Raw genomic sequence first — 24,817 nt, forward strand, 5'->3', positions numbered from 1 at the left:
TTATGAGTGTCAGTACGTTAAATAATCCAATTTCGCTTGATGAACTGGAAATCCATTCATTAACGCCCTATACAAGAGCCAACGCAATTACACCGCATCTGGTTGAAGAACGATTTAAGAAAAGAAGAAAACTGAAAGGCTCGCTTGAGCAGGCCATTAAAGAGCTCGGTTTGACTGATGGTATGACGATTTCTTTTCATCATGCATTTCGTGGCGGAGATAAAACCATCAATGCAGTGATGGATGTCATTGCCAGAATGGGGTTCAAAGACTTAACTTTAGCTTCCAGCTCTCTGACTTCGATTCATGCACCATTAATTGAACATATCCGTAATGGTGTGGTGCGTAAAATTTATACCTCTGGATTACGGGGTGAGCTTGCTGAAGCCATTTGCCGAGGATTACTGGAAGAGCCAGTTCATATTCACTCACATGGCGGACGTGTTCACTTAGTCCAAAATGGTGAAATCCATATTGATATCGCATTTATCGGCGTGCCATGTAGTGATGAATTTGGGAATGCCAACGGTATTCAAGGCAAGTCACGTTGCGGTTCTTTAGGTTATGCACAGGTTGATGCGCAATATGCGGATCGAGTTGTTATTCTGACGGAATCAATCGTTGACTATCCAAACGCGCCAGCCTCAATTCGTCAGGACTGTGTCGATGCCGTTGTTCAGGTCGCAGAAGTCGGTGATCCGGATAAAATCGGGGGTGATGCAACTCGAATGACCACCAACCCTCGTGAATTATTGATTGCAAAACATGCGGCTGAGGTTATTGAACACTCCGGTTATTTTCAGTCGGGTTTTTCTTTACAAACGGGTTCCGGCGGTGCTTCTCTCGCAGTGACACGTTTCCTGAAAGATAAGATGATCAAGCATAACATTGTGGCATCTTTCGGTCTGGGCGGTATTACTGCCACTATGGTTGATTTACATGAGCAGGGTTTGATTGAAACGTTGCTGGATGTTCAGTGTTTTGATTCGGTGGCTGCTGACTCTTTGTCTCGTAACCCGAACCATCATGAAATCTCAGCCAATGAATACGCCAATCCTTCCTCAAAAGGGGCCGTCGTTGATCGGTTGGATGTGGTGATTCTCAGCGCTTTAGAAATCGATATGCAATTTAATGTCAATGTGATTACGGGCTCTGATGGGGTGATTCGTGGCGCTTCCGGTGGTCATTGTGATACTGCTGCGGCTGCGAATTTAACGATTGTTGTCGCACCATTGGTTCGGGGGCGGATTCCGACGGTTGTAGAGCGGGTGACGAATGTCGTGACTCCGGGTGCATCGGTTGACGTGTTAGTCACTGATCATGGCATCGCTGTGAATCCGAGACGTGAAGACCTGATCGAGCGGCTGAATGCGATTTCAATTCCGGTTTATTCTATCGATACATTGCAGGCACGAGCTGAATTGATTACCGGTAAGCCTGAGCCGATTCAATTTACCGACAGAACAATTGCCTTTGTGCGTTATCGGGATGGTTCTGTCATTGATGTGATTAAAGAGGTTGCTCAATGACACACATAACAGAAGAAATACCAGTCCATTTGTGCGAGCTACTCGCGTGTAAAGAACAACGAGCAAAAACTCAATTATCATGGTTGAAAACTTACGGTGTTCCTTTGGTTTCGTTTAGCATCAATATGCCGGGTCCCGTCAAACTGAATTTGATCAGTGAACACATTTTTGCTCAGGGATTAGCGGCACTCGAAGCGACTTGTCATGAGCAGGGGTGGACGCTTATTGCACAGCAAATTCATCACGAAAAAACTGGTCCTGAGGGTATATTTGCAGTGCAGGGGGTAAGTGCATCGATACTCAAAAAACAGATGATACGCATTGAGAAAACGCATCCGGTAGGACGATTGATGGACTTGGATGTAATTGATAAGCAAGGTAAAAGTATTAGCCGTAAAGCTTATCAGATGGGGCGAAGGAAATGCTTGATCTGTCAGGAAGATGCGGTCATCTGTGCCCGTTCCCGTCGGCATCCGCTTCAGGAGCTTTTGACGAAGATAGAGGAAATGGCTCATGCAGACGAGTACAGTCATTGATTTGCTATTTGACAGACATCAGCATGGTCCAGAGGCTGAAAATGTCGATGTGTTACCTTGTCATATTCAAGACCAGTTTCCTTTCGATCAATTCGTAGGCCATCTGGCTTATCATGCCATGATGCTAGAAGTTCATTTGACACCGAAACCGGGTCTGGTTGATACCGTGAATCAAGGGGCTCATGATGATATGGATCTGGCGTTGTTTGTCCACAGTGCAGAAGTGCTTGCACCATACATGACTAGTTTTGTTCGAGCGGGTTGGTTGCATCACAATCAATCGCTCTCGTCTCTTTTAGCTGAATTAAGGCCGATAGGTATTGATGCTGAAGTCGCAATGTTTCAAGTGACCTCGGGTGTCAATACCCATAAAGGAATGATCTTTTCCATGGGGATCATTTGTGGTGTCGCTGGCTGGCTGCAAGCCAATCAGCGAGATATCAATGCGCGTGCAATCAGTGAAGCAGTGAGCCAGTGTTGTCAACATCTCGTTTGGGATGAACTTCAGGAAATCGGACGTCGGGAGCCGATGACGCAAGGAGAAAAACTCTACCAGCAATATGGAGTGACTGGGGCGAGAGGTGAGGCTGCGTCGGGCTTTGGGACGATTATTGTACATGCGTTGCCTGCCTATCAATCGGCTATAGCGCAAGGGTTCTCGACTGAGCAAGCCTTGTGGCAGACACTGTTGGTCTTGATTGCTCATAATCAAGATACCAATTTACTTTCCCGTGGAGGAATGGCCGGATTACTGTATGTTCAGCAATATGCATCTAGTCTGCTGGCGTTCGGGGGAATTGCTCATCCGGATATCGAAGTGGCATTAAATCAGTTTGATCGTCATCTGATAGAACGACATCTTAGTCCGGGGGGGAGTGCTGACCTACTGGCCGTAACTTGGCTGATTGCAGAATTGGAGAAAATGTTTTCTCTAGATTAAGGATATGTTGAGTTTTCGTCGTTAACTTCTATTCGGTCTAAAGCTAATTCAGATAAATTTGGTGGTACTTTTTCTTCGGTAGATGACAGTTGCTACCGAAGTTTTTTTATCGGTGCATTATCAATTATCGATGAAATATACAGTTTATTCGGGGAAGCGATGAAACGCATTTTGTATTGAGTTTATGACTGAACGTTGCTCAGATTGGTTACAACATGCGCTTCATGCTGATTGGATTAAATCAATTATTTATTGTTTTCCCAAATCAAAATATTTCACCAGATCATCTAATTGTTGGGACACGTTATGCAAGTGGGCACTGGCATCTGTAAGTTGCTCAGACAGCTTTGTTGTTTCGTCGGTGAGCATACTAATATCTTCGATGTTTTTGCCTAACTCTGCCACGACGGACGACTGTTCTTCGGTCGCTGCGGCATTTTGAGTGTTTTGATCATTCAATTGGTGAATATGGTGGTTGATAGCCTGTAATGAGTCACTGGTAGCTGTGGCATGTTCTACCACTAGCTGACTTTTATCTTTCCCTAGTTGCATCGCGGAGACGGCACGAGATGATTCATGGCGCAATTTTTCAATGACTTCTTGGATTTCATCGGTCGATGCGGCTGAGCGAGTGGCAAGATTACGGACTTCATCAGCAACAACAGCAAATCCGCGACCTTGTTCACCTGCTCTGGCAGCTTCAATCGCAGCGTTGAGCGCGAGCAGATTGGTCTGTTCCGAGATCCCGCGAATCGTGTCGAGTATGGTGCTGATATCATCAACTTGATGACTGAGGGACTGGACGACATCACTTGATTGATTCAAGGTTTCAGTCAGTGCCTGAATCTCTTGCTGTGTCCGCATCACTATCTGGTTACTCTCTGATGTCTGTTGAGTAGCCTGATGTGCTGTTTCAGCAGCGCTTGCAGCATTGGAAGCAATTTCATTGACGGTACTGCCCATTTCAGTAATTGCTGTGGCGACCTGAATAATCCGCTCACTCTGACGGGTACAGTTGTTATGAGTCAGATTGGATTGGTTCGCTACATTCTGTGCGGTTTCTGCCAGCTCTCTGGCATTACTGGAAACGTCCTGTATTGAATGATGGACTTTTTCGATAAAGCGATTAAAACTCTCGGCAATTTGGCTAATTTCATCCTGACCAGTGAGGGTGATTCTCGTATGTAGCGCGAGATTATCGGCTGCGTAAGTAATTGAATTTCTAAGAGAGTCTACCCGTTTTCTGAGTTGAATAACGATCCAGGTAGACACGACGATAGAGGCAAGTAAACCGAGAGTAATGACAATCATCATCACCAACTGAGCTTGGTTGTATGTATCAATACTGGCTTGATTGTGTTTGCGGGCTTGCTCCAGCAGGGTATCCAGTAATTTGTTTGATGCTTTACGTGTGACATTGTAATAGCCGGCATAGCGAGATTTATAGATTTCTCTGGCACCTTCCAGATCATTTTTACTCAAAGCATCCAATAAGGGATTGATGGCTTGAGTGATCATCTCTTCATAGTCTTTCTGTAGCTTGAGGGCATCTCGCTTCATGTCTGGATCAACCTGAGTATCTACAGCAAGCTGCATCGCTTGGCGCATTTCGGGAATATCTTCCTCATACGCTTCTTTTACGCGGGTCTGAATCCCTTTTTTATCTCTCAGAGAGGTATCTTGCATCAGCATCATGTCGATCCCGACTCGCATTCTCGGAATCCGAGACGCAGCCTCAGCCATTGCCCGTAAAGGTTCAGCCGTATTGACATAGAGCTGTTCGGATTGATATTGAATATTTGCCATTTTTTGGAGACTATTGATACCGACCAAAATAAGAGCAAGACAAGGAATTGCCACAGCAATGACCAGTCGCAATTTTAAGGTGAAACGATTCTGAAACATTTACATTTCCTACTAGGTGAAATCACGTGGTGGAAAGTCAATACCCTGGACGAGTTATACTCATGTGGTTCAATATTGTTTTCACAAGGCATGAATCACTGGATACGGCAATTCCGGTAGTTATCAATACAGCTGGTTTTTACATAGTTTATAACAGATACCAATCTTTATCTAATTTATTGTTTAATAAGAGAAAAATTGAAAATTACTGATTATGCATAAAATTTTTACTTTGTTTTTAATTAGGTTATAAGTATTAGTTAGTCAATACCAGAATATTTATCTTTGTTTGTGTTTATGTTGAAGAGCGTGGAGTGATATCTCATTTTTTTGAGCTTATGACGAGCCCGTTCTCTTAGAATAAGAGCCTGTTTTTCGCCATGGAAAATGGTGTGATTAATCGGGGGAGAATGGACAGGAAGAATAGGAGCAGTCACACTCCCATTCATCGTTGGCGGTTTTTACAGAACTTTACAGGCTAGTCCTTTGAGATAGAAGCCTTCGGGATAGGCTGAGTCGATGGGGTGATCTGCTGCCTGACTGAAACGTTCGACCAACTTGACACTTCGCCCGGCATCCAGTGCTGCATCGGCAATAATTTTCTGAAACAGCGTCTGATCCATGAGACCAGAGCAGGAGTAGGTAAGTAACGTACCTCCCGGCCTGAGAATCTGCATCGCTAACATGTTTATGTCCTTATATCCCCGACAGGCACCGTTCAGTTGGGCTTTCGACTCGGCAAATTTTGGCGGATCCATAATAACGACATCAAATCGGGTGCCCTGATCACGGTACTCGCGTAATAATTTGAAGACATCAGCGTTTAGAAAGACTGCGCGCTTTTTAGAGAGATCGAACTCATTCAATTGGGCATTGGCCTTGGCGGTATCTAGTGCCGGTTGGGATACATCGGCGTTGATTACCCGTTTCGCACCACCTTTTAGCGCATAGAGGCCGAATCCACCAGTATAGGAGAAGCAATTCAGCACTTCTTTATCCTGAACATATTTCATGGTGTGTAAGCGACTATCTCGTTGATCCAGATAGAAGCCAGTTTTATGACCATTGATGATATCAACGCTGATTTTTATACCATTTTCTTCAATGATAATCGGTGCTGTCGGTATATCACCGTATAAAACACCAACTTGTTCTTGTAACCCTTCTTTTTTACGCACGGCAACATCTGAGCGTTCATAAATATGACATTCAGGGAAGCAGGTTCTAAGGCCTTCGACAAGTAAAGGTTTTGATAACTCAGCTGCGGCACTTAACACTTGACAGACCAGATAATCGCCATATCTGTCAATCGTTATGCCCGGTAAACCATCAGATTCAGCGGCAATGAGACGATAGCCGGTTAACTGACCTTGCCGAATGACTGACTCTCTAAGCTGTTGTGCCTGACGAATACGTTGGATGAAAAAATCGGTGTCAATATCGGTCGGTTCGAAGCTCCAGACTCGAGCCCTAATCTGTGATTGTGGCGAAAAACCAGCTTTCGCCAGCCACTGCCCGTCGTGGCTATAGACATCAACCGTTTGGCCTGAAACCGGTTCACCTTGTACATGATTGATAGCTCGGGAAAAAATCCAAGGATGGCGGCGAAGGAGAGATTTTTCACGCCCTTTGGCGAGATAGATAGCGGCTGTCATAGATGTATTCTGTAGCTTGAAAAAACGGTATTGTCGGTGATGTAAGAGGGAAAAGCAATCGGTTGACGGTATTGTGGCTTTGGGCTGAAAGGCGTTTTTGAATGGGGCATCATTGTTCAGAGTGAGTGTGGCATCCATCCCTCACATTCGATAGAAATTTAGATATACTATCGCTATGAGCGAATTTTATCGCTTAATGAGCTTTCTGATGCGAAAGAGGAGGAGCTGAATATGTCACAAAAGAGAGAAATCTTTACAGTGAAAGGTGTTGTCCAAGGGGTTGGTTTTCGCTACTACACCTCGCATCAGGCGTTGAAATTGGGACTGACCGGTTATGCGAAAAATTTACATAACGGTGATGTGGAAGTTGTGGCCTGCGGTGAAGCGGATCAACTGGACTTATTTTATCACTGGCTCCATCAAGGCTCACCGGCAGCGCGTGTCGAATCGGTTGTTCGGACTGACTTTCACAGTGAAAAATCGTTTCGGGGATTTTCAATTCATTAAGGAACAATTTCGTGGTTGAGGGCCTGATTTTAAACGGAAGATACACTACGTTTAAAATCAATAGACTTACCCTCAACTTTTTGATGTACGAGCCTTAAATGTGGGTGGCATCCAATCTTCACTGGCCTGAGAGCGTGATTGTGTCACAGACATTTTGCTGGTTTTGGGAGCCCAGCCAGTTTGGTAGCCTGCTTGGCTGGCCCTTTACGGAACAGCTTAAATAGATACTTGCTATTGCCTTTTTCCGGACCATGGGCTTTTTCCATGGCCTTGACCAACATGCGGATGGCGGGAGAGGTGTTGTATTCTTGGTAGAATTCCCTGACAAAATGAATGACTTCCAGATGCGCTTCAGTTAATTCAATGCCTTCTGCTTCAGCCAATAGTGGGATCATACCTTCTTGCCATTGTGTGTGATCAAGTAAATAACCTTCGCTGTCGGTTTCAATTATTTGACCGTTATATTCGAACATAGCTCGGTGTTGCCTCATCAATTAGAACGCGGTAAGGGTATCGGAGTGCCGGGAATGGCACAATCACTGTTATCGAAAAGATGTGTGAAAATATAAAAAAAGCCCAGAATCTGGGCTTTTTTTGCGCTGCTGTGTCGTTCAAAACATGGCAGTTCGCTGACTTTATTTCAGAACGCCTGTTTCAGAACTATTAATCGTCGTTCATGAAGCCCAGAATACTCAGCAGGCTGATGAACAGGTTATAGATTGAAACATACAGCGTAATTGTTGCCGAAATATAGTTGGTCTCACCACCGCGGACAATTTGCTGTGTAGTCAGCAAAATCGCACCGGTCGAAAACAAGACGAACAGTCCACTCATTGCCAGATACAGGGCAGGGAGTTGCAGGAAGATATTTGCAACAAACCCGACAAGTAGCACAACAAAACCAGCTAACAGCATTCCGGACAGGAATGAGAGGTCACGTTTGGTGGTCAGTGCATAAGCGGAAGCCGCCATAAAGGTGAGGGCTGTCCCTCCGAGTGCTGTTAATACCACGTCACCGAGACCGGCACTGATATATGCGTTCAGGATCGGGCCTAACGTATAACCGAGGAAACCGGTAAACAGGAAGGTGAAAACTAACCCCATACTGTTATCACGGTTCTTCTCGGTGAGGAACAATAAGCCATAGAAGCCGACCAACATAATGATCAACCCCGGAGACGGAAGGTTCATCGCCATGGATACGCCAGCGACGACAGCAGACCACAACAGTGTCATTCCTAATAGTGCATAGGTGTTTCTTAACACTTTGTTTGTTTGAAGTGCACTATCTAAAGTCGATGTGCGTGAATACATAGGACGGTTCATACGCTTCCTCGTATAATGATTGTCTATTACTACTTATGACTACATATGGGGGTAAAAGTTCTTATCTTCAACCCTTCATGACTACTATGACCTTATCTTAGTCAAAAATGAACTGCAATACCGTGACGAAGTTGTAACACAATTTTTCGGATGAGAAACAAGTGTTAACTTCGACATGCTTTGGCGATGAAAACAAGGCACATGACGTGCCTTGTTCATAAAAAATGCGCTTTCGAGCATTAATGCTGCAGAATCTGTGAAAGGAAGTTCTGGGTACGATCCGACTGTGGATTGGCAAAGAAATCTTGTGGATTATTTTCTTCGATGATTTCACCTGCATCCATGAAAATGACTCGGTCTGCCACTTCTTTAGCAAATCCCATCTCGTGTGTAACACACAACATGGTCATCCCTTCTTCAGCCAGCTCAACCATGACATCCAATACTTCTCTGACCATTTCCGGATCCAAAGCAGATGTCGGTTCATCAAATAGCATAATATGAGGATTCATACACAGTGAGCGGGCAATGGCCACACGCTGTTGCTGTCCTCCGGACAACTGGCCCGGATATTTCTTGGCTTGATTGGGGATCTTAACGCGTTCCAGATATTTCATCGCAATGGCTTCGGCTTCTTCTTTTGGCATTTTCTTCACCCAGATTGGCGCCAGCGTACAGTTTTCTAACACCGTTAAGTGAGGGAAGAGATTAAAATGCTGAAAGCACATACCGACCTGACGACGAACGGCTTCGATATCTTTTAAATCTTCAGTCAGTTCGTGACCTGCGACGATGATCTGACCTTTCTGATGTTCTTCGAGCCGGTTAATACAACGAATCATGGTCGATTTACCGGAGCCGGAAGGTCCACAGATGACGATTCGTTCACCTTTGGTCACATTCAGATTAATGTTCTTTAATACATGGAATTCACCGTACCATTTGTTCATGTCCTTAATTTGGATCACGGCTTCTTTATTTTGAGTATTTTGTAGCGTCATAATACGTTCCTTGAAATTTTTATCGTTTGTGACCCGTATGCAGTTTGTTTTCCAGCCAAATCGAATATCTCGACATGCCAAAACAAAATACCCAGAACACTAACGCGACAAATGCATAACTTTCAGTGGAAAAACCAAGCCAGTTGGGGTCGGTATTTGCTGCCTGGCCGATACCAAGCACATCAAACATCCCGATGATGAGAACCAGACTGGTATCTTTAAATAGATCGATGAAGGTATTCACAATCGAAGGAATGGTAATTTTCAGAGCCTGAGGCAGAATGATCAGCCCCATCTTTTTGGAGTAGCTGAGTCCCAGTGAGTCTGCAGCCTCATACTGTCCTTTGGGGATGGCTTGTAAACCGCCCCGAATCACTTCAGCAATATAAGCGGCACTGAACAACATCACACCAATGAGAGCACGAACTAACTTATCACTTTCTGCACCGGCAGACATGAATAGCGGGAGCATGACTGAGGCCATGAACAACACGGTGATCAGGGGAACACCACGCCATACTTCGATGTAAACGGTACAGAAACTGCGGATGACCGGCATATGGGAACGTCGTCCGAGGGCAAGTAACACCCCAATTGGTAAAGATGCGACTATCCCGACCAAAGCCAGCACCAGTGTGATCAGAAGACCACCCCATTTATAGGTTTCAACCACGGGCAAGCCAAACCATTCACCATGCAGTAGTCCGGTCATCAATAGTGGGTAAACGGTTAGCGTGAAAAGTGCTAACCAGCCACGTTTCGGTGTTTTCGGATAAGCCAGCAGGACAACTAAAATCGCCAACGTGGCATAGAAAAGTTGTGGCCGCCATAGTTCACTCTCCGGGTAAAACCCAAACATAAACTGATCGAAACGGACGTAAATCAACACCCAACATGCGCCTTGCTTTGAACAAGCTTCACGGCTTTCTCCGATCCAATCGGCTTTAATCAGAGCCCAGTCGATGAGATGGTACAATCCGGTGAATGCAAAGTAAGCAATAATGAGTGTCAATACTGAGTTGAATATATTGCTGAATAAATGCTTGCGCATCCAGACGATCGGGCCGCTGGTATTTGATGGTGGCGGCAGATCCGGTTGAAATTGATGTACTGTCATCTTACCTCTCCACCAAAGCAACTTTACGATTATATGTGTTCATTAAAAATGAAGTGACCAGACTGATAGTCAGATAGACCGCCATCGTCATCGAGATCACTTCGATCGCTTGTCCCGTCTGGTTCAAAGTCGTCCCGGCAAACACATTGATGAGATCTGGGTAACCAATCGCAACTGCAAGCGAAGAGTTTTTCGTTAAGTTGAGATACTGGCTGGTTAACGGTGGAATAATGATGCGCATCGCCTGAGGAATAATGACCAATTTGAGTGTTCTCCGGCGAGGCAGTCCTAATGACATGGCGGCTTCAGTTTGACCATGACTGACGGCATTGATGCCTGAGCGCACGATTTCTGCTATAAATGCAGCCGTATAGATACTGAGTGCAACGAGCAGAGCAACGAATTCAGGAATAATCTCAATGCCTCCCTGAAAATTAAACCGTTGCAGAACCGGATATTCTGCTGAAATTGGCATCCCTGTCCAGAAGTAGACAATGGCAGGCAGACCGATAATTAGCCCGAGCGCAATACTCAGAGTCGGTGTTTGTTGCCCTGTCACTTTTTGGCGATTACTGGCCCAGATCTTTACGCAAATAGTTGTGATGACTCCGAGAATGAACACCGTCAATACCAGACCACTTCCTGATGCAAAAATGGGTTTGGGAATAAATAAACCGCTGACGTTAATAAAGACCGAGTCTCCGATGGAAAGGCTTTGTCTTTTTCCGGGCAAGGCCTGCAAGACCGAGAAATACCAGAAAAGAATCTGTAACAGCAGCGGAATATTACGGAAGGTTTCGACGTAGATTGCAGCAAAGCGGCTTACGAGCCAGTTCGATGACAGACGTGCTATTCCGAGAATAAACCCGAGCACCGTCGCAAAAAAGATACCGATGATCGACACATATAATGTATTCAGTAGTCCGACAACAAAGGTTCTGCCATACGTATCTGTTTCGTTGTAATCGATCAGAGACTGGCTTATCCCGAACCCTGCTGGTTGATCCAGAAAATTAAACCCGGTGGTAATGCCGCGAGACTCCAGATTTGTCAGTGCATTATTCACAATCGTGTAGATAAAAAAGATCAGTGCGAAGATAGCAATTATCTGAAAGACAACTGACCGAAACGTGGGATTATAGAATAAGTGTGTCACTTTTTTTGGGGCAGATGTGTTGCCTGTTGAGGACACAGCGTTATTTTCAGGCTTCATACAACAATAACCTCAAGTCCATTTCCGACAAAGGGCGGATTGAACCGCCCGTTTTTAATATAGTGATTAGCGGAGTGGTGGGGCATACATGAAACCGCCCGCATTCCATAGTGCATTCACACCACGGGCAATTTGAAGTGGAGAATCTGAACCAACGGAGCGTTCAAATATTTCGTCATAGTTTCCGACTTGCTTGACGATTTGATAACCCCAGTCGTCTCGGATACCCAGTCCGGAACCTTTTGGTCCATCCAAGCCAAGAATACGCGTAATGTTGGCATCTGTTGATTTTTTCATTTCATCAACATTTTTCGATGTTATGCCGTATTCTTCCGCATTGACTAACGCAAATAGTGTCCATTTTGCAACGTTAAACCACTTGTCATCATCTTGACGGACAACGGGACCTAATGGTTCTTTAGAAATAATTTCCGGAAGCACGACAGCAGAACTTGGATCTTTGAGGTTAACACGTAGTGCATAAAGTTGAGACTGATCGGATGTCAGTACATCGCATCGGCCAGCATCGAAACCTTTAGCTGTTTGAGCTGATGTATCAAAAACAACGGGCTTATAAGACATGCCATTTTTACGGAAGTAGTCGGCAAGGTTCAGCTCAGTGGTGGTACCTGACTGAATACAAACGGAAGCACCATCAAGCTCTTTGGCACTTTTGACACCAAGATTCTTTTTGACCATGAATCCCTGACCATCATAATAAGTGACACCAACAAAATTGAGACCTAAAGCTGTATCGCGTTGTAGTGTCCACGTTGTATTACGGGAAAGGACGTCGATTTCACCGGACTGGAGCGCGGTGAAACGCTCTTTCGCGGTTAATGGTACAAATTTGACTTTTGTTTTGTCACCGAGAACTGCTGCGGCTAATGCTCGACAATATTCAACATCAATGCCCTCCCATTCTCCTTTAGCATTTGGGTTGGAGAAACCGGGAAGCCCTGTACTAACACCACAGGTTACAACGCCATTTGAGAGCACCTTATCTAGTGTGCTCTCTGCTGCTGAAGCCGACTGTGCTGCGACCATAGCAGCGGATGCGACAGTGATTGAAGCAAGAATTTTGAGTGTGTTTGCCATGAGTTTGTATCCTTCCTGTATGAATCACACGAATGTGAGCAGGGATTCCTGACACAAGTAATTCATTTTGTCTTTATTTGTTCTGACGGTTGAAACCGCTATTTGTCCAGATCGCTATTTTATTTCCAGTAACAATCGTCTGTAAGCGTAGGTAGGGATTAGGTTTTTCTCAAATTTCTAATAAAAAGAATTATAATATAATCACAAACCAAGCCTGCATTTAGCATGGCGAATTGTTATTTAAATGTAAATAGTGCAATCAAGTTCAATCATAGTGCAATTGTGTATCCATATATTTATTGAATGATTTTTTAAATTTTTATTCTTATTTTTCTTATTTATTTGGACTTTTAATCTGAATGTGGATGTTAATTTAATCAATAATTTCCAACTGATGATTTGATTCGATAATTGTTGCACTTTTTTGGATCGTGTGGTTTGTTATAGTTGTTAATGTGAGGTTGTAATTGTTATGCGATATTTTCCGCTGTTTATGGATTTAACCGAAAGGGCCGTTTTAGTTGTTGGAGGAGGAGAAGTTGCAAGCAGAAAAACTGAAGCTTTGGTCAAATCAGGTGCGCGAGTTACAATTTTGTCTCCGGAGATTTCCGCATCACTTCAAATGTTGTGGCACGATGATGTAATTCAATGGATTCAGCAACGCTATGATAGCGCATTTCTGACCCGCAATTATGTTCAGGTTTGGGCGACGACTGATCATGCTCCGCTGAATCACCAGATCTATATGGATGCCAAATTGCTCGGATTACTGGTCAATGTTGTTGATGATCAACCTTATTGTGATTTTATTACGCCAGCTATGATTGACCGCGGAGCAATCCAAGTGGCAATTTCAAGTGGTGGTGCTTCACCTGTATTGGTGCGCAACATTCGTGAGTCAGTTGAAGCGATTTTGGCGCAGAATTTACGTATTCTTGCGCAGTTTTGTGGTGAAAAGCGGGAGCATCTGAAAGCCACACGACCGGATGTCAGTGCCCGTCGTCGTTTCTGGGAGGCTTTTCTGGCAGACCCGATCGTCAAAGAAACGCATGACCCGGTTGTATTGGAGCAAATCTATCAACGTTATATTGCCGCACCGGAGCTGACGACTCGAGAAGTCGTGTGGGTTGTTTGTGATACGGATGTGGAATTACTTCCGATGAAAGCGATGCGTTTTATGCAGCAATCGGAGCAAGTGCTTTACCATCGAAATGTCCCTGCGGAAGGGCTCGATTTATGTCGCCGTGATGCAGAAAGAGCGGTATTTGATAGTCGTGCTCAACTACAAGATTTACTCGCTCAAGCCCGAGAAGAAACACGCTTCCTTTGCATTATGGTTACTGCAGCCGATTTTCAGGCTGTTGCTGATCTGAAAATAAAAGGAGAACGTCAGTTTGGTAGTGGATTTTATCAGAGTGAATGATCGTTGATAAAATCTATCGTGATCGGTTGACCAATCAAAATTTAATGGGCTTGTGGTATACTGCGCCGCTACTAACAGATGAGAGTTATTTCCTATGAGTTTAAAAGAGCAAAGCCAGCAATTGAGTAATCGATTGGACAAATGTAAACATAAGCTGGAAGCAGCCAAATCTCGGAGGGATAATGAGATGATCACCCAGTTTACGGATGAAATTGATGCGTTGACTAAACAGATCAACGCATTGAAAAGTAAGCAAGAATACGATTTAAATAAAGAACGTAAACGATTATCTGATTTACCTTTTTCCCGGGAAATTACTCGCGAGGAACAAGCTAATATCGGTAAATTGAAGAAATCAGTCAAGGGGCTCGTCGTTGTTCACCCGACAACCAAACTAGGTAAGGCGATGCGTCTTGAGGTAATGACTGGTTTTGCGCCTCGTCAGTTTTAATAGAGAGACGGTTTTGTTGAGCGGGAAGATTGCATGATAATATGTCTTGATGACAACAATTGACTGACAACACAGGGCTCGTGAGTTACGAGCCCTGAATGATCAAATCACTTCATCATCCATCAACCCATCGGGGTTTATTAGTCTCTGAAGTTGTCGAACTGAAATGGTTGACCAAAATCCTCTGAGCGGATAAACGCAATCACGCTCTGTAGGTCATCACGTTTCTTACCCGTGACACGAATTTTATCCCCTTGAATCGAGACCTGTACTTTTAGTTTCTGATCTTTAATGCTTTTGACAATTTTCTTGGCCAACAGTGTCTCGATTCCCTGCTTGAATAAGACATCCTGATACCAGAACTTGCCGGACTGACTGGCTTTTTGTGTATCCATTGTGTTTCCGTCAACTTCACGTTTCGCCAGATTCGCCCGCAAAATATCGCGCATCTGTTTTAACTGAAAGTCACCTTCTGCCGACAGTGTGACGACTTCATTTTTTAGTTCAAAACTCGCTTCGACATTTCTAAAGTCGAAGCGTGTCGATAGCTCACGGTTGGCATTATCAACAGCATTTTTTAATTCAACGGTGTCAATTTCTGACACAATGTCAAAAGAAGGCATAGGCCTGCTCCTTGTTTTTATCGTTTGTCGTTATTTCTGTCGTGTACAGCAGCATTCAGTTCGGTGATCATCAGCTCTGTATCTGACCAGCTCAAGCATGGATCGGTAATTGACATGCCGTATGTCAGTTGGTCAAGTGCAGCAATCGGCTGATGACCTTCTTTGATGAAACTTTCTGCCATAATTCCCGCAATTTGATCACTGCCCCGACGAATCTGCCGGCAAATATCTTCAGCAACGCTTAACTGACGTTTATGCTGTTTCTGGCAGTTCGCATGGCTGAAATCGATGACAACCCGGGGAGATAGATGGTGCGATTCTAATTGAGCACAAGCTTGTTGAACAGACTTACTGTCAAAGTTCGGCCCGTTTTCACCCCCCCTAAGAATGACATGCCCATCCGGATTGCCGCTGGTGCGATAAACGGTCATTCGACCTTGTCGATCCGGTGAATAAAAATAGTGTGATGCTTTGGCGGCTCTGATCGCATCGACAGCAACTTTTACATTGCCGTTGGTGGCATTTTTGAAACCGACAGGGCAGGACAGGGCCGAAGCCATTTCCCGGTGAATCTGAGACTCTGTCGTTCTGGCTCCGATTGCTCCCCAAGAGATCAAATCGGCAATGTATTGACCGGTAATCATATCCAGAAATTCAGTGGCGGTTGGTAATCCAAGTTGATTAATTGCCAGTAAAACCTCTCGGGCTTTGCTTAACCCTTCTTCGAGTGCATAACGGCCATCCAAATACGGGTCAGTGATTAATCCTTTCCAACCCACGACTGTTCTCGGTTTTTCAAAATAAGTCCGCATCACAATCAATAAATTATCTGCATAACGCTCGCGAAGGATATTCAAGCGTTTTGCGTAATCCAGCGCGGCCACCGGATCATGAATCGAACATGGACCGGTAATGACTAAGAGTCGGTGATCTCTGCCGTGTAAAATGGCTTCGATCTCTTGGCGACTTTGTGAAATATGCTGGCCAACGGAAGCACTGACAGGAGACTGAATTCGTAATTGTTCGGGCGTCGGCATATGCCCTAAAGGCTCTGTTCTTAATTCGTCGGTTTTCATGGTTTGATTTTATTCCAGTTCGTTAGATGTAAGCTCAATCGGTTCAATCGCGACTATCTTGCTACGGTTGAGTACCACCTTCCAGCGATAGTAAATTGGCTCATCAATATGATTATCCTGTTTGATAATGAGATTAAACAGGTGGCGTTTTTCAATTTTTTCACGGCTGACTTGGCCGTTGTTCAAGCAATAAACACGATAGGTATCTTTATCGAAAAGTCGCGTAATTTCACGAAAGTCAAAATAGATGGTTTCACGTGTCTCTTCGTAACCGCTCATAAAGCGTGATGTTGACATTTCCGTTTCAGAACGGTAGCTAATGACTTGCTCTTCCCGTTGAACAATCCGTTTCTTGCGGATGCGTTGAATACGATCGGGAAGATTGCTAATCGACTGGTAATTCAACCACTCATATTTTTGTCCAATCTGGTTTCCGGTACTGGGATCGTAGTAACGTCTTTTCCATTTCGGTTTGCCTTTACGAAGCCAGCGCCAAAGCATGTCTTTCAAATCATCTTTAAATATTTCTCTCAGCGCATAAATGAAAGACATGGCAATAATAAATGAAGCGGTAATTTCTCCCCAGTAATCACGGGCAAAAACAACCATCATCGTGACAAAAAGCATCACGAAACCTGTGGCAATACCTTTCACGGCACGGCGGATGTTACTGCCCAAGGCGATCGGTGTTTCTTTCAGAATGACAGGATGCTCAATCAAACGACGTAATAGACGCATTTTATTACTAATACGTGTAATGTCCTGTGTCGCTTGCGTTGAGTTATAGTGATGCAGTGCCCGGTGTGCTTGTTCCTTCTCGGCCAGAATGATCAGACGATCTTTAATGGTTTTGTACTCACTGTCTCGGGTTAAATGAGCGACCAGAGAAAGAAATTTTTGTTCGGTATACCAAGAGAGATAATTATCGATATTGGTGTAATACCGTTTGAGTGTTTCTTCGTAAGGTATGGTGCGTCTGAGTCTGCGGAGGATGTCCAACGTCAGTTCGACGACATTATCAATCTCGATTTCAGTGACGTTGTCACTATCGTGAAGTAGATTGCCAACCGCATTATCGAGAGCCATCACATACTGGTAAGCAAATAGACTCAAACTAATTCGATATTGAGTGGATGACAGTCTGCCTCGCTGAGCGAGACGGCTGTGAATCAACGGTAGGAGATGTTTATCACTGTAATAGGCGCGTTTTTGAGTCAGACAATTATAATACAGCTCAGTCTCAGGCATCAGGTCTTGATTGAGTCCGATTTCTCCCGGTACGAACAGATACATTTCCAGACTGGAAAGTTTACTCTTTGACATTGTATGGGATATTTTCAACGTAATCGCATCATGTTTGCTAACCTTGATCAAATCTGTCCTCCGGTAAACGCACCTTGATATCTGAATCACCGCAGAGACGTAACATCCTAACGTTGACTGAGTATATATTTATAAATGGTAGAGAAAGGATATCAGAGATCGCGTATAATCTCTGCAAATTTGAGATGAGACCTATTTGATGATTAATATTGGACAAATCAATCAGCTAGAGATTTTGCGGGAAACGGATTTTGGTGTGTTTCTCGATGCAAAAGATTATGGCACGGTGATGTTGCCGAAGAAGCTGATGCGCCAGCCTGCTGAAATCGGTGCATTCGTGGACGTTTTTTTATATTTCGATGCTGACAGTCAGCTCGCGGCCACAACAGAAAACCCGATTGCTTGTGTCGGAGAATGGGGGATGATGAAAGTCATCGGCGTCAACAGTATTGGTGCCTTTGTCAATTGGGGAATCGAGAGTAAAGATTTATTGATTCCTTTTAGTGAACAACGCGGACGACTGACGGCCGAACAGTCTGTTTTGGTTTATGTCTATACAGATAAAGCGTCCGGACGGATTGTCGGGACAACAAAATTCAATAAGTGGCTGGATAAAACGCCGGCACATTACACGCCCAATGAGAAAGTTGATCTCCTGGTTGCGGAGCGCTCCGCTTTAGGATACAAAGTGATTATCAATGATCAGCATTGGGGAATGCTGTTCCAGTCGGACGTCTTTGGCAAAGTGTTTGTCGGTAAGAGACTGAAAGGGTTTGTGAAGCAGATTCGTGATGATGGCAAAATTGATGTGTCCCTGCAAAAACTTGGCGTCGCCAAACTTGATGAGTTGAGTGGTAAAATTGTTGCGCAGCTCCGTCAAAAAGGCGGTTTTCTGCCGCTGGGGGATAAATCGTCACCTGAAGCCATTTTTGAAGCGTTCCGAACCAGTAAAGGGACTTATAAGAAGACGATTGGTCAGCTTTATAAACAGGGAGTAATCGATATTGAAGCAAGCGGCATCCGATTGATTCAGGATCCTCAATAAATCATTGAGCGCTGCGATCTTGTTGTAAAAATAAGCCCGAAACCAGTTTTTGGTATCGGGCTTTTTATCTGTGGCAGATGTGAGAAAAAGTGAATGTCAGCGACTGTATCTATCAGATAAAACAGCTCAGATGATGGGGAATTAAAACAAATTACCGTCTCTCACCAGCTCTCTTGGCAGGCCATTTTTAATCCGGTTACCGACCCATTTCCCCAGGCCAAGGGACACGCCCTGATACTGAATCAGAACTTCGCCTTGACCAACTTCAGTCTGTTCCGGACGAATATCTTTACCCATAAACCACTGGCGAGCTTCCTCAAGTGAAAGTGCGATAGCCTTATTTTCATGTCCCGATGTCAGGGCGGTCACAACCTGATGTTGCCAGCGATAACCCTTTTTGTGTGCTTCAGCCAGTTTAATGCCCATCCGTGAGAATTTAAATCGGCCGATCATCGGCTCTAAAGCTTGTGGGAAAAGCCATACTTCATTATCACGAAGCCAGATCTGGCTCTGTGTCGGCAGATCGATATCCAGTGACTGTTTTAATGCCTGGCTGATCGTCTGATGCTGATTTTGGGTCGCTTTATTAAAAGGGAATTTTCCGAGTCGCTTCGTGACTTGAGGTGCCGGCACAGATGTCACTTTACGGATGCGAGCAACAAAGAAGCCTTCACAATCATATATTTGTGGGAAAATATGTAGGAAGCCTTCTTCGGTTAATGCCGATTCTGCCTGTGGGAAAAGCGATGCTAAAGACTCAAATATGACCGCGTCACCGAAAATTTGCTTCAAATGATGACAGACATGTTGATTTTCTTCGCGGCTCAGGGTGCAGGTTGAATAAACCAATATGCCGCCCGGTTTTAAGGCGTAGAAAGCACTTTCTATCAACGCTTTCTGTGTTTCCGCAATGGCTGCAATCGATGCCGGACTCCAGTTTTTCATCGCATCCGGATCTTTGCGTACGGTTCCTTCTCCGGAACAAGGTGCATCAATTAACACTGCGTCAAACTGTTCGGGAAGCCATTCACCGAAAACCCGGCCGTCAAACGTTGTAAGAGCACTGTTTCTGACACCGCATCGTTCAATGTTTGAATAAAGAGCTTTAGTCCGGCTGGCGGAGAACTCGTTGGCAACGATAATGCCTTCATTATTCATGAGAGCAGCAATCTGAGTAGTTTTTGAGCCCGGTGCAGCAGCCATATCCAATACGGATTCAAAAGCCACTTCCTGCTGATGAAATAATGCACTGACAGGCATCATTGAACTGGCTTCCTGAATATAAAATAAGCCGGTCATATGTTCGAAAGTATTGCCTATCGGTGTGGTGAAATCTTCTGGTTCAACCCAAAATCCCTCTGGACACCAAGGTATCGGAGTAAGGTTCCAGCCATTTTCTTTGGCACGCAGACAAAAATCACTGACAGATATTTTCAATGTATTGACGCGAATACTCTTGCGCAGCGGGCGCTGACAGGCGGCAATAAAATCATCCATCGTTAGTTGAGATGGCAGTATTTGTTCGATCGTCCGCAGAAATTCATCCGGCAAATAAATATTCGTGTGCAAAATAATTCTCTTAATTTAACGTTCAATTGCAGGGAAGCGTCGCATTATATACACAACTCATAGCAAGATACATATTCAGACGTCTTCTCATCCGATTTCCAACCTGTTAACCGGAGATATAACGTTCGATTGATGTGGTAATCATGTTCTCGGATATGGATGTATTTGCATCAATACAACATGAATGTTAGTTTTTGCTTGTATTATCAATCATTCAGCGATAAAACGACTCGCTTAAAGCAATTCTTACCGTAATGATTGAACAGATTGCATGATAATGGAAAGATTTATGGAACTTGAACAGTATCGACTTTTAACTAAACAGGCCGTGACATTCATTGGTTCTGAAACCAACCTAGTGGCTAACTTGGCCAATTTATCCGCGCTGCTGAATATGGAAATGACCGACATCAACTGGGTGGGGTTTTATCTGTTAGAAGGCGATGAGCTTGTATTGGGGCCATTTCAAGGAAAACCGGCTTGTATTCGCATCCCTGTCGGTCGTGGTGTCTGTGGGACCGCGATTGAAACGAACAGCGTCCAGCGGATTGATGATGTCCATTCATTTGCCGGACACATCGCCTGTGATGCCGATAGCCGTTCCGAGTTGGTGATTCCTTTTTCGATTCACGGTCAATTGCGTGGTGTATTGGATATTGACAGCCCGAGCCGAGGACGATTCTCTGAAGTTGACGAACAAGGTTTGACAGAAATGATGAATCAGGTAGAAAAGCTGTTTAATTCACAGACTAACGAGACATTATTTATAGTCTGACGGTGGTTTTTCCGATTCAGAACACTATAATACCCGAACATTGATATCTTCATGTCTTACGGAATGAAACCGTAATAACCAGGAACCCACATGGAAAACACTGAAAAGTTAAAAAACAGCAAAGAAGTGATTGCATATATTGCTGAATGTTTCCCAAAATGCTTCACATTAGAAGGTGAAGCTCAGCCACTGAAAATTGGTATTTTTCAAGATCTTGTTCAACGTTTGGAAGGTGATCCGAAGGTGAGTAAAACTCAACTTCGTGCAGCGTTAAGACAGTACACCTCTTCATGGCGTTATCTGCATGGGGTAAAACCCGGTGCTGAACGAGTTGACTTAGATGGGAATCCATGTGGTACATTAGAGCAAGAACATGTCGAACATGCCCAGAATACGCTGGCCGAGAGCAAGGCAAAGGTTCAGGCTCGACGCAAAGAAAAACAGAAACAAGAAAAAAATAATGCACAGCCTAAAATCAGAAAGCCAAATCCTAAGGCAAAAACTGCAAAACGTGCTCAGGAAAAAACTGTACAAGCCCGGGCGTTGAATGCTGATGAACTGAGTGTGGGTCGTCAGGTCAAAGTCAACATGGGTAAAGGCAACATGGCAGCGACCATTGTTGAGATTAATAAGGAAGATGTGCGTGTACAGCTTGGAAATGGCCTGCAAATGGTCATTAAAGCGGAGCACTTAAGCGCATAAAGGAGAGCCTCCTACGCATGAAATGCCGTTCAAAACTGACACTAATTGCTGCTGGCCTTTGGCTGGCAGTTTCTTCTGTTCAAGCCGCTGTACCTTCAATCCGTGAATCGGACCTGCCTGTTCTTACTCCTGAAAGTCAACATTCGCTTGCCACAGAACGGGTCAAGAATAAGTTTGTTCAGTCTCACTATAAGCATATTTATTTGGATGATGCTTTTTCCAAAAAAATATTCCAGCGTTATCTTGGTCTGCTCGATTACAACCGTAATATTTTTACTCAGAAAGATATCGATGGGTTTAAACAGTGGTCGATTGAATTGGACGACCAACTCAATTCAGGTAATGATCAAATTGCTTTTGATGTCTACAACATCTCCGTGAAGAAACGCTATGAGCGATTTAAATATGCGCTGTCATTATTGGATCATGAGATAAAATTTGATACCAATGAATCGATTGAATTGGATCGCTCTAAAGAGGCATGGCCGAAGAATCAGCAGGAATTGGATGATTTATGGCGTAAGCGAGTCAAATATGATGCGTTGAATTTGAAACTGACCGGGAAAAAATGGCCGGAAATCCAAGAGACGCTGACGAAACGCTATAATAATGCAATCAAACGCTTAACTCAGACACATAGTGAAGATGTATTTCAACTGTTTATGAATGCTTTTGCGCGTCAAATTGACCCGCATACCAGCTATCTTTCCCCACGTAGTGCAGAGCAGTTTAAGTCTGAAATGAATCTGTCGCTGGAAGGGATTGGTGCCGTGTTGCAAATGACGGATGATTATACGGTGATTCGTTCATTGGTTGCTGGCGGACCGGCAGATAAAAGCCATAAACTTTCTGAAGGTGACCGTATTATCGGGGTCGGTCAGGAAGGTAAGGCGATTGTTGATGTTATCGGATGGCGTCTGGATGATGTTGTGCAACTGATCAAAGGGCCGAAAGGCACTGTGGTCAAACTACAAATCCTGCCTGAAGGAAAGAATGCAAAAAGTCACGTTGTCACAATTACACGAGATAAAATTCGTCTGGAAGATCGGGCTGTAAAATCGAAAGTGATTGAACGGGATGGCAAGAAAATTGGGGTGCTTGAAGTCCCTAGTTTTTATGTCGGACTTTCCCGGGATACCGATAAGCTGCTGACTGAATTTAACAAGCAGCATGTCGATGGTGTGATTGTTGATCTCCGTAATAATGGTGGTGGCGCTCTGACTGAAGCGACCGGATTAACGGGACTGTTTATTAAAAAAGGACCGGTGGTTCAGGTCCGTGATAGTCGTGGACAAGTCAACATCAACAGCGATACGGATGGCAAGAGTAGTTATGACGGTCCTTTAACGGTATTGATTAACCGTTATAGTGCCTCGGCTTCTGAAATTTTTGCCGCAGCTATGCAGGATTATGATCGTGCGGTGATTCTCGGTGAAAACTCCTACGGTAAAGGGACTGTTCAGCAACATTACTCGTTGAATAGTATTTACGATTTGTTCAGTGAGCCACTGGGATATATCCAATATACCATTCAGAAGTTTTACCGCATCAATGGGGGAAGTACTCAGGATAAGGGCGTAGCCCCTGATATTGCATTCCCGACAGCCGTTGATCCGAGTGAGACCGGTGAAAGTGTTGAAGATAATGCATTGCCTTGGGATAGCATTAGCCGTGCTGATTACAGTCAAGTTCATCACTATCAAAAGCTGATTCAGGCGCTGAAAAAACGTCATGAACAACGCATTGCCAAAGATATGGAGTTTCAGTTTATCGAGCAAGATATCGCAAAGTATAAACAGGAGAAAGAAAATGAAAATTGGCTTTCTCTGAATGAAGCAGTCAGACGTCAGGAAACTGAAGCAGCGGATGTGCTGAAATTAAAACGGATCAATCTGCGTCAGAAGCAAGAAGGTCATAAACTTTATACCAAATTGGAAGATGTTCCGAAGGACTATGTTGCTCCGGATGCCTATTTGGATGAAGCAGTCGCAATTACCATTGATATGGTCAAGATTGGTGCTTAATTTCATCATTTTCTGAACCCTATAGACAAACGCGCTTTTTACAAGCGCGTTTTCTTTTTTATCAGCTTTTATATTGTCAATCTTAGTCTTTCTTCATCTATCAGCAAATGATGAAATTGTTCGCTTTATCAGTATATGGATTCTAAGCTTAAAGAAAAAAGTGGGGAGTCTGTCTGATGCGAAATGTGAAATGGTATGTCGCCATCCTCAGCTTCGTGTGTTCCGGTAGTGGGTTTACTACCAGTCACAAGAACGATCTCACCCAGTTCGATTTTCCTTTTTTGGTCGGGGAGTGGTATCTGGTTAATTCAGATCCAGAAGATCCGCATCAGGATTTTATGTCCATCCATCTGACTCTGAGTTCCAGTTATACATTTGCCGTTCAGATTAAAAAGCGTGATAGTTCAGTTGAATATTGGGAAGGAGGATATGCAGCGAGTCAAGATACGTTAATGCTTGGTACTCACAGTATTGAACCACAAATTTATGCCTATCAGACAACCCATAATCGATTGATATTAAATGGCGTTACTTTCTTCAAAGCGCTTTCTCGTTCTTTGGTCGGCTATTGGCAAAGTGATCATCTGTCGGGAACGGAATTAAATGTGGTCGGTGTGGCACAAATCCAATTGATTCTACAACCTGATTTCTTATTTTTTATTCGTTCTGTTGATGAACAGGGCAATGAAGCCGTTCACCGTGGTGTCTATTATACCGAAAACGATCATCTGGTTTTATTGTACGAGCAGGGAGAACACGATACCCGTTTTCAGGTCAGTGCTGATCAGCTCACTGTCAATTTTGAAAACGGTGCAATGGTTGCCGTGTTGAATCGGGTTCAGTGAATCTAGGATGTTTGCCAGTGAACATGGAATCGTATTGCCCGTACAACGAGATAACCAGATCATGCCTCTACAGATAATCTCGCTCAGTCATTGAGAATTACACAGGAATCGCCTAGAGTAGCCTTATCTGTAGA

The 24,817-nt window shown here is 44.1% G+C and carries 23 protein-coding genes; 11 read left to right on the forward strand and 12 right to left on the reverse strand.

The window, feature by feature from the left end; all coding sequences use genetic code 11:
* Positions 1 to 2 precede the first annotated feature (2 nt).
* Genes citF through citG form a run of 3 tightly spaced genes read left to right on the forward strand, consistent with a single transcriptional unit; the run spans position 3 to position 3,005 of the window.
* Entirely contained in the window at positions 3 to 1,529 is a 1,527-nt protein-coding gene (citF, locus tag VRK_RS07130) for a citrate lyase subunit alpha (protein ID WP_059120726.1), read from the forward strand.
* Positions 1,526 to 2,065, forward strand: a complete 540-nt coding sequence (gene citX / locus VRK_RS07135; RefSeq protein WP_059120727.1) for a citrate lyase holo-[acyl-carrier protein] synthase — start codon at positions 1,526 to 1,528, stop codon at positions 2,063 to 2,065. The genes citF and citX overlap by 4 nt, the downstream gene beginning before the upstream one ends.
* Complete coding sequence (gene citG / locus VRK_RS07140) at positions 2,043 to 3,005, forward strand: triphosphoribosyl-dephospho-CoA synthase CitG (protein ID WP_082671338.1); 963 nt, start codon at positions 2,043 to 2,045, stop codon at positions 3,003 to 3,005. Before citX ends, citG begins: the two co-directional genes overlap by 23 nt.
* 249 nt (positions 3,006 to 3,254) lie before the next feature.
* On the opposite strand, the gene VRK_RS07145 is transcribed toward citG, so the two are convergent.
* Together VRK_RS07145 and VRK_RS07150 are read right to left on the reverse strand one after the other, a co-directional pair.
* Complete coding sequence (locus tag VRK_RS07145) at positions 3,255 to 4,910, reverse strand: methyl-accepting chemotaxis protein (RefSeq protein WP_059120728.1); 1,656 nt, start codon at positions 4,908 to 4,910, stop codon at positions 3,255 to 3,257.
* Between the two features lie 461 nt (positions 4,911 to 5,371).
* Positions 5,372 to 6,565 (reverse strand): class I SAM-dependent methyltransferase, encoded by a 1,194-nt coding sequence (locus VRK_RS07150; RefSeq protein ID WP_059122698.1) that lies wholly within the window; start codon positions 6,563 to 6,565, stop codon positions 5,372 to 5,374.
* Positions 6,566 to 6,796: 231 nt separating this feature from the next.
* Here VRK_RS07150 and yccX point away from each other — a divergent pair, with 231 nt between their 5' ends.
* On the forward strand, positions 6,797 to 7,072 hold the full coding sequence (yccX, locus tag VRK_RS07155) for an acylphosphatase (protein ID WP_059120729.1): 276 nt from the start codon (positions 6,797 to 6,799) through the stop codon (positions 7,070 to 7,072).
* Between the two features lie 143 nt (positions 7,073 to 7,215).
* On the opposite strand, the gene VRK_RS07160 is transcribed toward yccX, so the two are convergent.
* The 6 genes from VRK_RS07160 to VRK_RS07185 all read right to left on the reverse strand — a co-directional run bounded on the left by VRK_RS07160 (position 7,216) and on the right by VRK_RS07185 (position 12,827).
* Positions 7,216 to 7,545: a TusE/DsrC/DsvC family sulfur relay protein gene (locus VRK_RS07160; RefSeq protein ID WP_059120730.1), complete on the reverse strand. Its 330-nt coding sequence runs from the start codon at positions 7,543 to 7,545 to the stop codon at positions 7,216 to 7,218.
* A gap of 190 nt (positions 7,546 to 7,735) precedes the next feature.
* Positions 7,736 to 8,398, reverse strand: a complete 663-nt coding sequence (locus VRK_RS07165; RefSeq protein WP_059120731.1) for a Bax inhibitor-1/YccA family protein — start codon at positions 8,396 to 8,398, stop codon at positions 7,736 to 7,738.
* A 239-nt stretch (positions 8,399 to 8,637) separates the two neighbouring features.
* Positions 8,638 to 9,399 carry an amino acid ABC transporter ATP-binding protein gene (locus tag VRK_RS07170; RefSeq protein ID WP_059120732.1) on the reverse strand — a complete coding sequence of 254 codons (762 nt, stop codon included), beginning with the start codon at positions 9,397 to 9,399 and terminating at the stop codon, positions 8,638 to 8,640.
* A gap of 19 nt (positions 9,400 to 9,418) precedes the next feature.
* Positions 9,419 to 10,516, reverse strand: coding sequence for an amino acid ABC transporter permease (locus VRK_RS07175; RefSeq protein WP_059120733.1), 1,098 nt, complete (start codon positions 10,514 to 10,516; stop codon positions 9,419 to 9,421).
* A gap of 1 nt (position 10,517) precedes the next feature.
* Complete coding sequence (locus tag VRK_RS07180) at positions 10,518 to 11,729, reverse strand: amino acid ABC transporter permease (protein WP_059120734.1); 1,212 nt, start codon at positions 11,727 to 11,729, stop codon at positions 10,518 to 10,520.
* A gap of 66 nt (positions 11,730 to 11,795) precedes the next feature.
* Positions 11,796 to 12,827, reverse strand: a complete 1,032-nt coding sequence (locus VRK_RS07185) for an amino acid ABC transporter substrate-binding protein (protein ID WP_059120735.1) — start codon at positions 12,825 to 12,827, stop codon at positions 11,796 to 11,798.
* A 472-nt stretch (positions 12,828 to 13,299) separates the two neighbouring features.
* On the opposite strand from VRK_RS07185, the gene VRK_RS07190 reads away from it, so the two are divergent.
* On the forward strand, positions 13,300 to 14,250 hold the full coding sequence (locus tag VRK_RS07190) for a precorrin-2 dehydrogenase/sirohydrochlorin ferrochelatase family protein (protein WP_059120736.1): 951 nt from the start codon (positions 13,300 to 13,302) through the stop codon (positions 14,248 to 14,250).
* A 94-nt stretch (positions 14,251 to 14,344) separates the two neighbouring features.
* On the forward strand, positions 14,345 to 14,701 hold the full coding sequence (locus tag VRK_RS07195; RefSeq protein WP_059120737.1) for a YibL family ribosome-associated protein: 357 nt from the start codon (positions 14,345 to 14,347) through the stop codon (positions 14,699 to 14,701).
* A 140-nt stretch (positions 14,702 to 14,841) separates the two neighbouring features.
* On the opposite strand, the gene VRK_RS07200 is transcribed toward VRK_RS07195, so the two are convergent.
* From VRK_RS07200 to VRK_RS07210, 3 genes are read right to left on the reverse strand one after another with little or no spacing between them, the layout of a single operon-like run.
* A complete protein-coding gene (locus VRK_RS07200) occupies positions 14,842 to 15,324 on the reverse strand; it encodes a YajQ family cyclic di-GMP-binding protein (RefSeq protein ID WP_059120738.1) in 483 nt (160 codons plus the stop codon).
* Positions 15,325 to 15,341: 17 nt separating this feature from the next.
* A complete protein-coding gene (locus VRK_RS07205; RefSeq protein ID WP_059120739.1) occupies positions 15,342 to 16,400 on the reverse strand; it encodes a 3-deoxy-7-phosphoheptulonate synthase in 1,059 nt (352 codons plus the stop codon).
* Positions 16,401 to 16,409: 9 nt separating this feature from the next.
* Positions 16,410 to 17,774: a hypothetical protein gene (locus VRK_RS07210; RefSeq protein WP_059120740.1), complete on the reverse strand. Its 1,365-nt coding sequence runs from the start codon at positions 17,772 to 17,774 to the stop codon at positions 16,410 to 16,412.
* Between the two features lie 148 nt (positions 17,775 to 17,922).
* Here VRK_RS07210 and VRK_RS07215 point away from each other — a divergent pair, with 148 nt between their 5' ends.
* Complete coding sequence (locus VRK_RS07215; protein ID WP_059120741.1) at positions 17,923 to 18,768, forward strand: CvfB family protein; 846 nt, start codon at positions 17,923 to 17,925, stop codon at positions 18,766 to 18,768.
* A gap of 141 nt (positions 18,769 to 18,909) precedes the next feature.
* On the opposite strand, the gene rsmF is transcribed toward VRK_RS07215, so the two are convergent.
* Positions 18,910 to 20,337 (reverse strand): 16S rRNA (cytosine(1407)-C(5))-methyltransferase RsmF, encoded by a 1,428-nt coding sequence (rsmF, locus tag VRK_RS07220; RefSeq protein ID WP_059120742.1) that lies wholly within the window; start codon positions 20,335 to 20,337, stop codon positions 18,910 to 18,912.
* A 289-nt stretch (positions 20,338 to 20,626) separates the two neighbouring features.
* On the opposite strand from rsmF, the gene VRK_RS07225 reads away from it, so the two are divergent.
* The 4 genes from VRK_RS07225 to VRK_RS07240 all read left to right on the forward strand — a co-directional run bounded on the left by VRK_RS07225 (position 20,627) and on the right by VRK_RS07240 (position 24,683).
* Positions 20,627 to 21,112, forward strand: coding sequence for a GAF domain-containing protein (locus tag VRK_RS07225; RefSeq protein ID WP_059120743.1), 486 nt, complete (start codon positions 20,627 to 20,629; stop codon positions 21,110 to 21,112).
* Positions 21,113 to 21,202: 90 nt separating this feature from the next.
* On the forward strand, positions 21,203 to 21,814 hold the full coding sequence (gene proQ, locus VRK_RS07230) for an RNA chaperone ProQ (protein WP_059120744.1): 612 nt from the start codon (positions 21,203 to 21,205) through the stop codon (positions 21,812 to 21,814).
* 17 nt (positions 21,815 to 21,831) lie between these two features.
* Positions 21,832 to 23,838, forward strand: coding sequence for a carboxy terminal-processing peptidase (gene prc, locus VRK_RS07235; protein WP_059120745.1), 2,007 nt, complete (start codon positions 21,832 to 21,834; stop codon positions 23,836 to 23,838).
* 185 nt (positions 23,839 to 24,023) lie between these two features.
* Complete coding sequence (locus VRK_RS07240; RefSeq protein WP_059122699.1) at positions 24,024 to 24,683, forward strand: hypothetical protein; 660 nt, start codon at positions 24,024 to 24,026, stop codon at positions 24,681 to 24,683.
* Positions 24,684 to 24,817: the final 134 nt, after the last annotated feature.

Source organism: Vibrio sp. MEBiC08052, from assembly GCF_001506075.1.
In the GTDB taxonomy this organism is placed as follows: Bacteria; Pseudomonadota; Gammaproteobacteria; order Enterobacterales; family Vibrionaceae; genus Vibrio.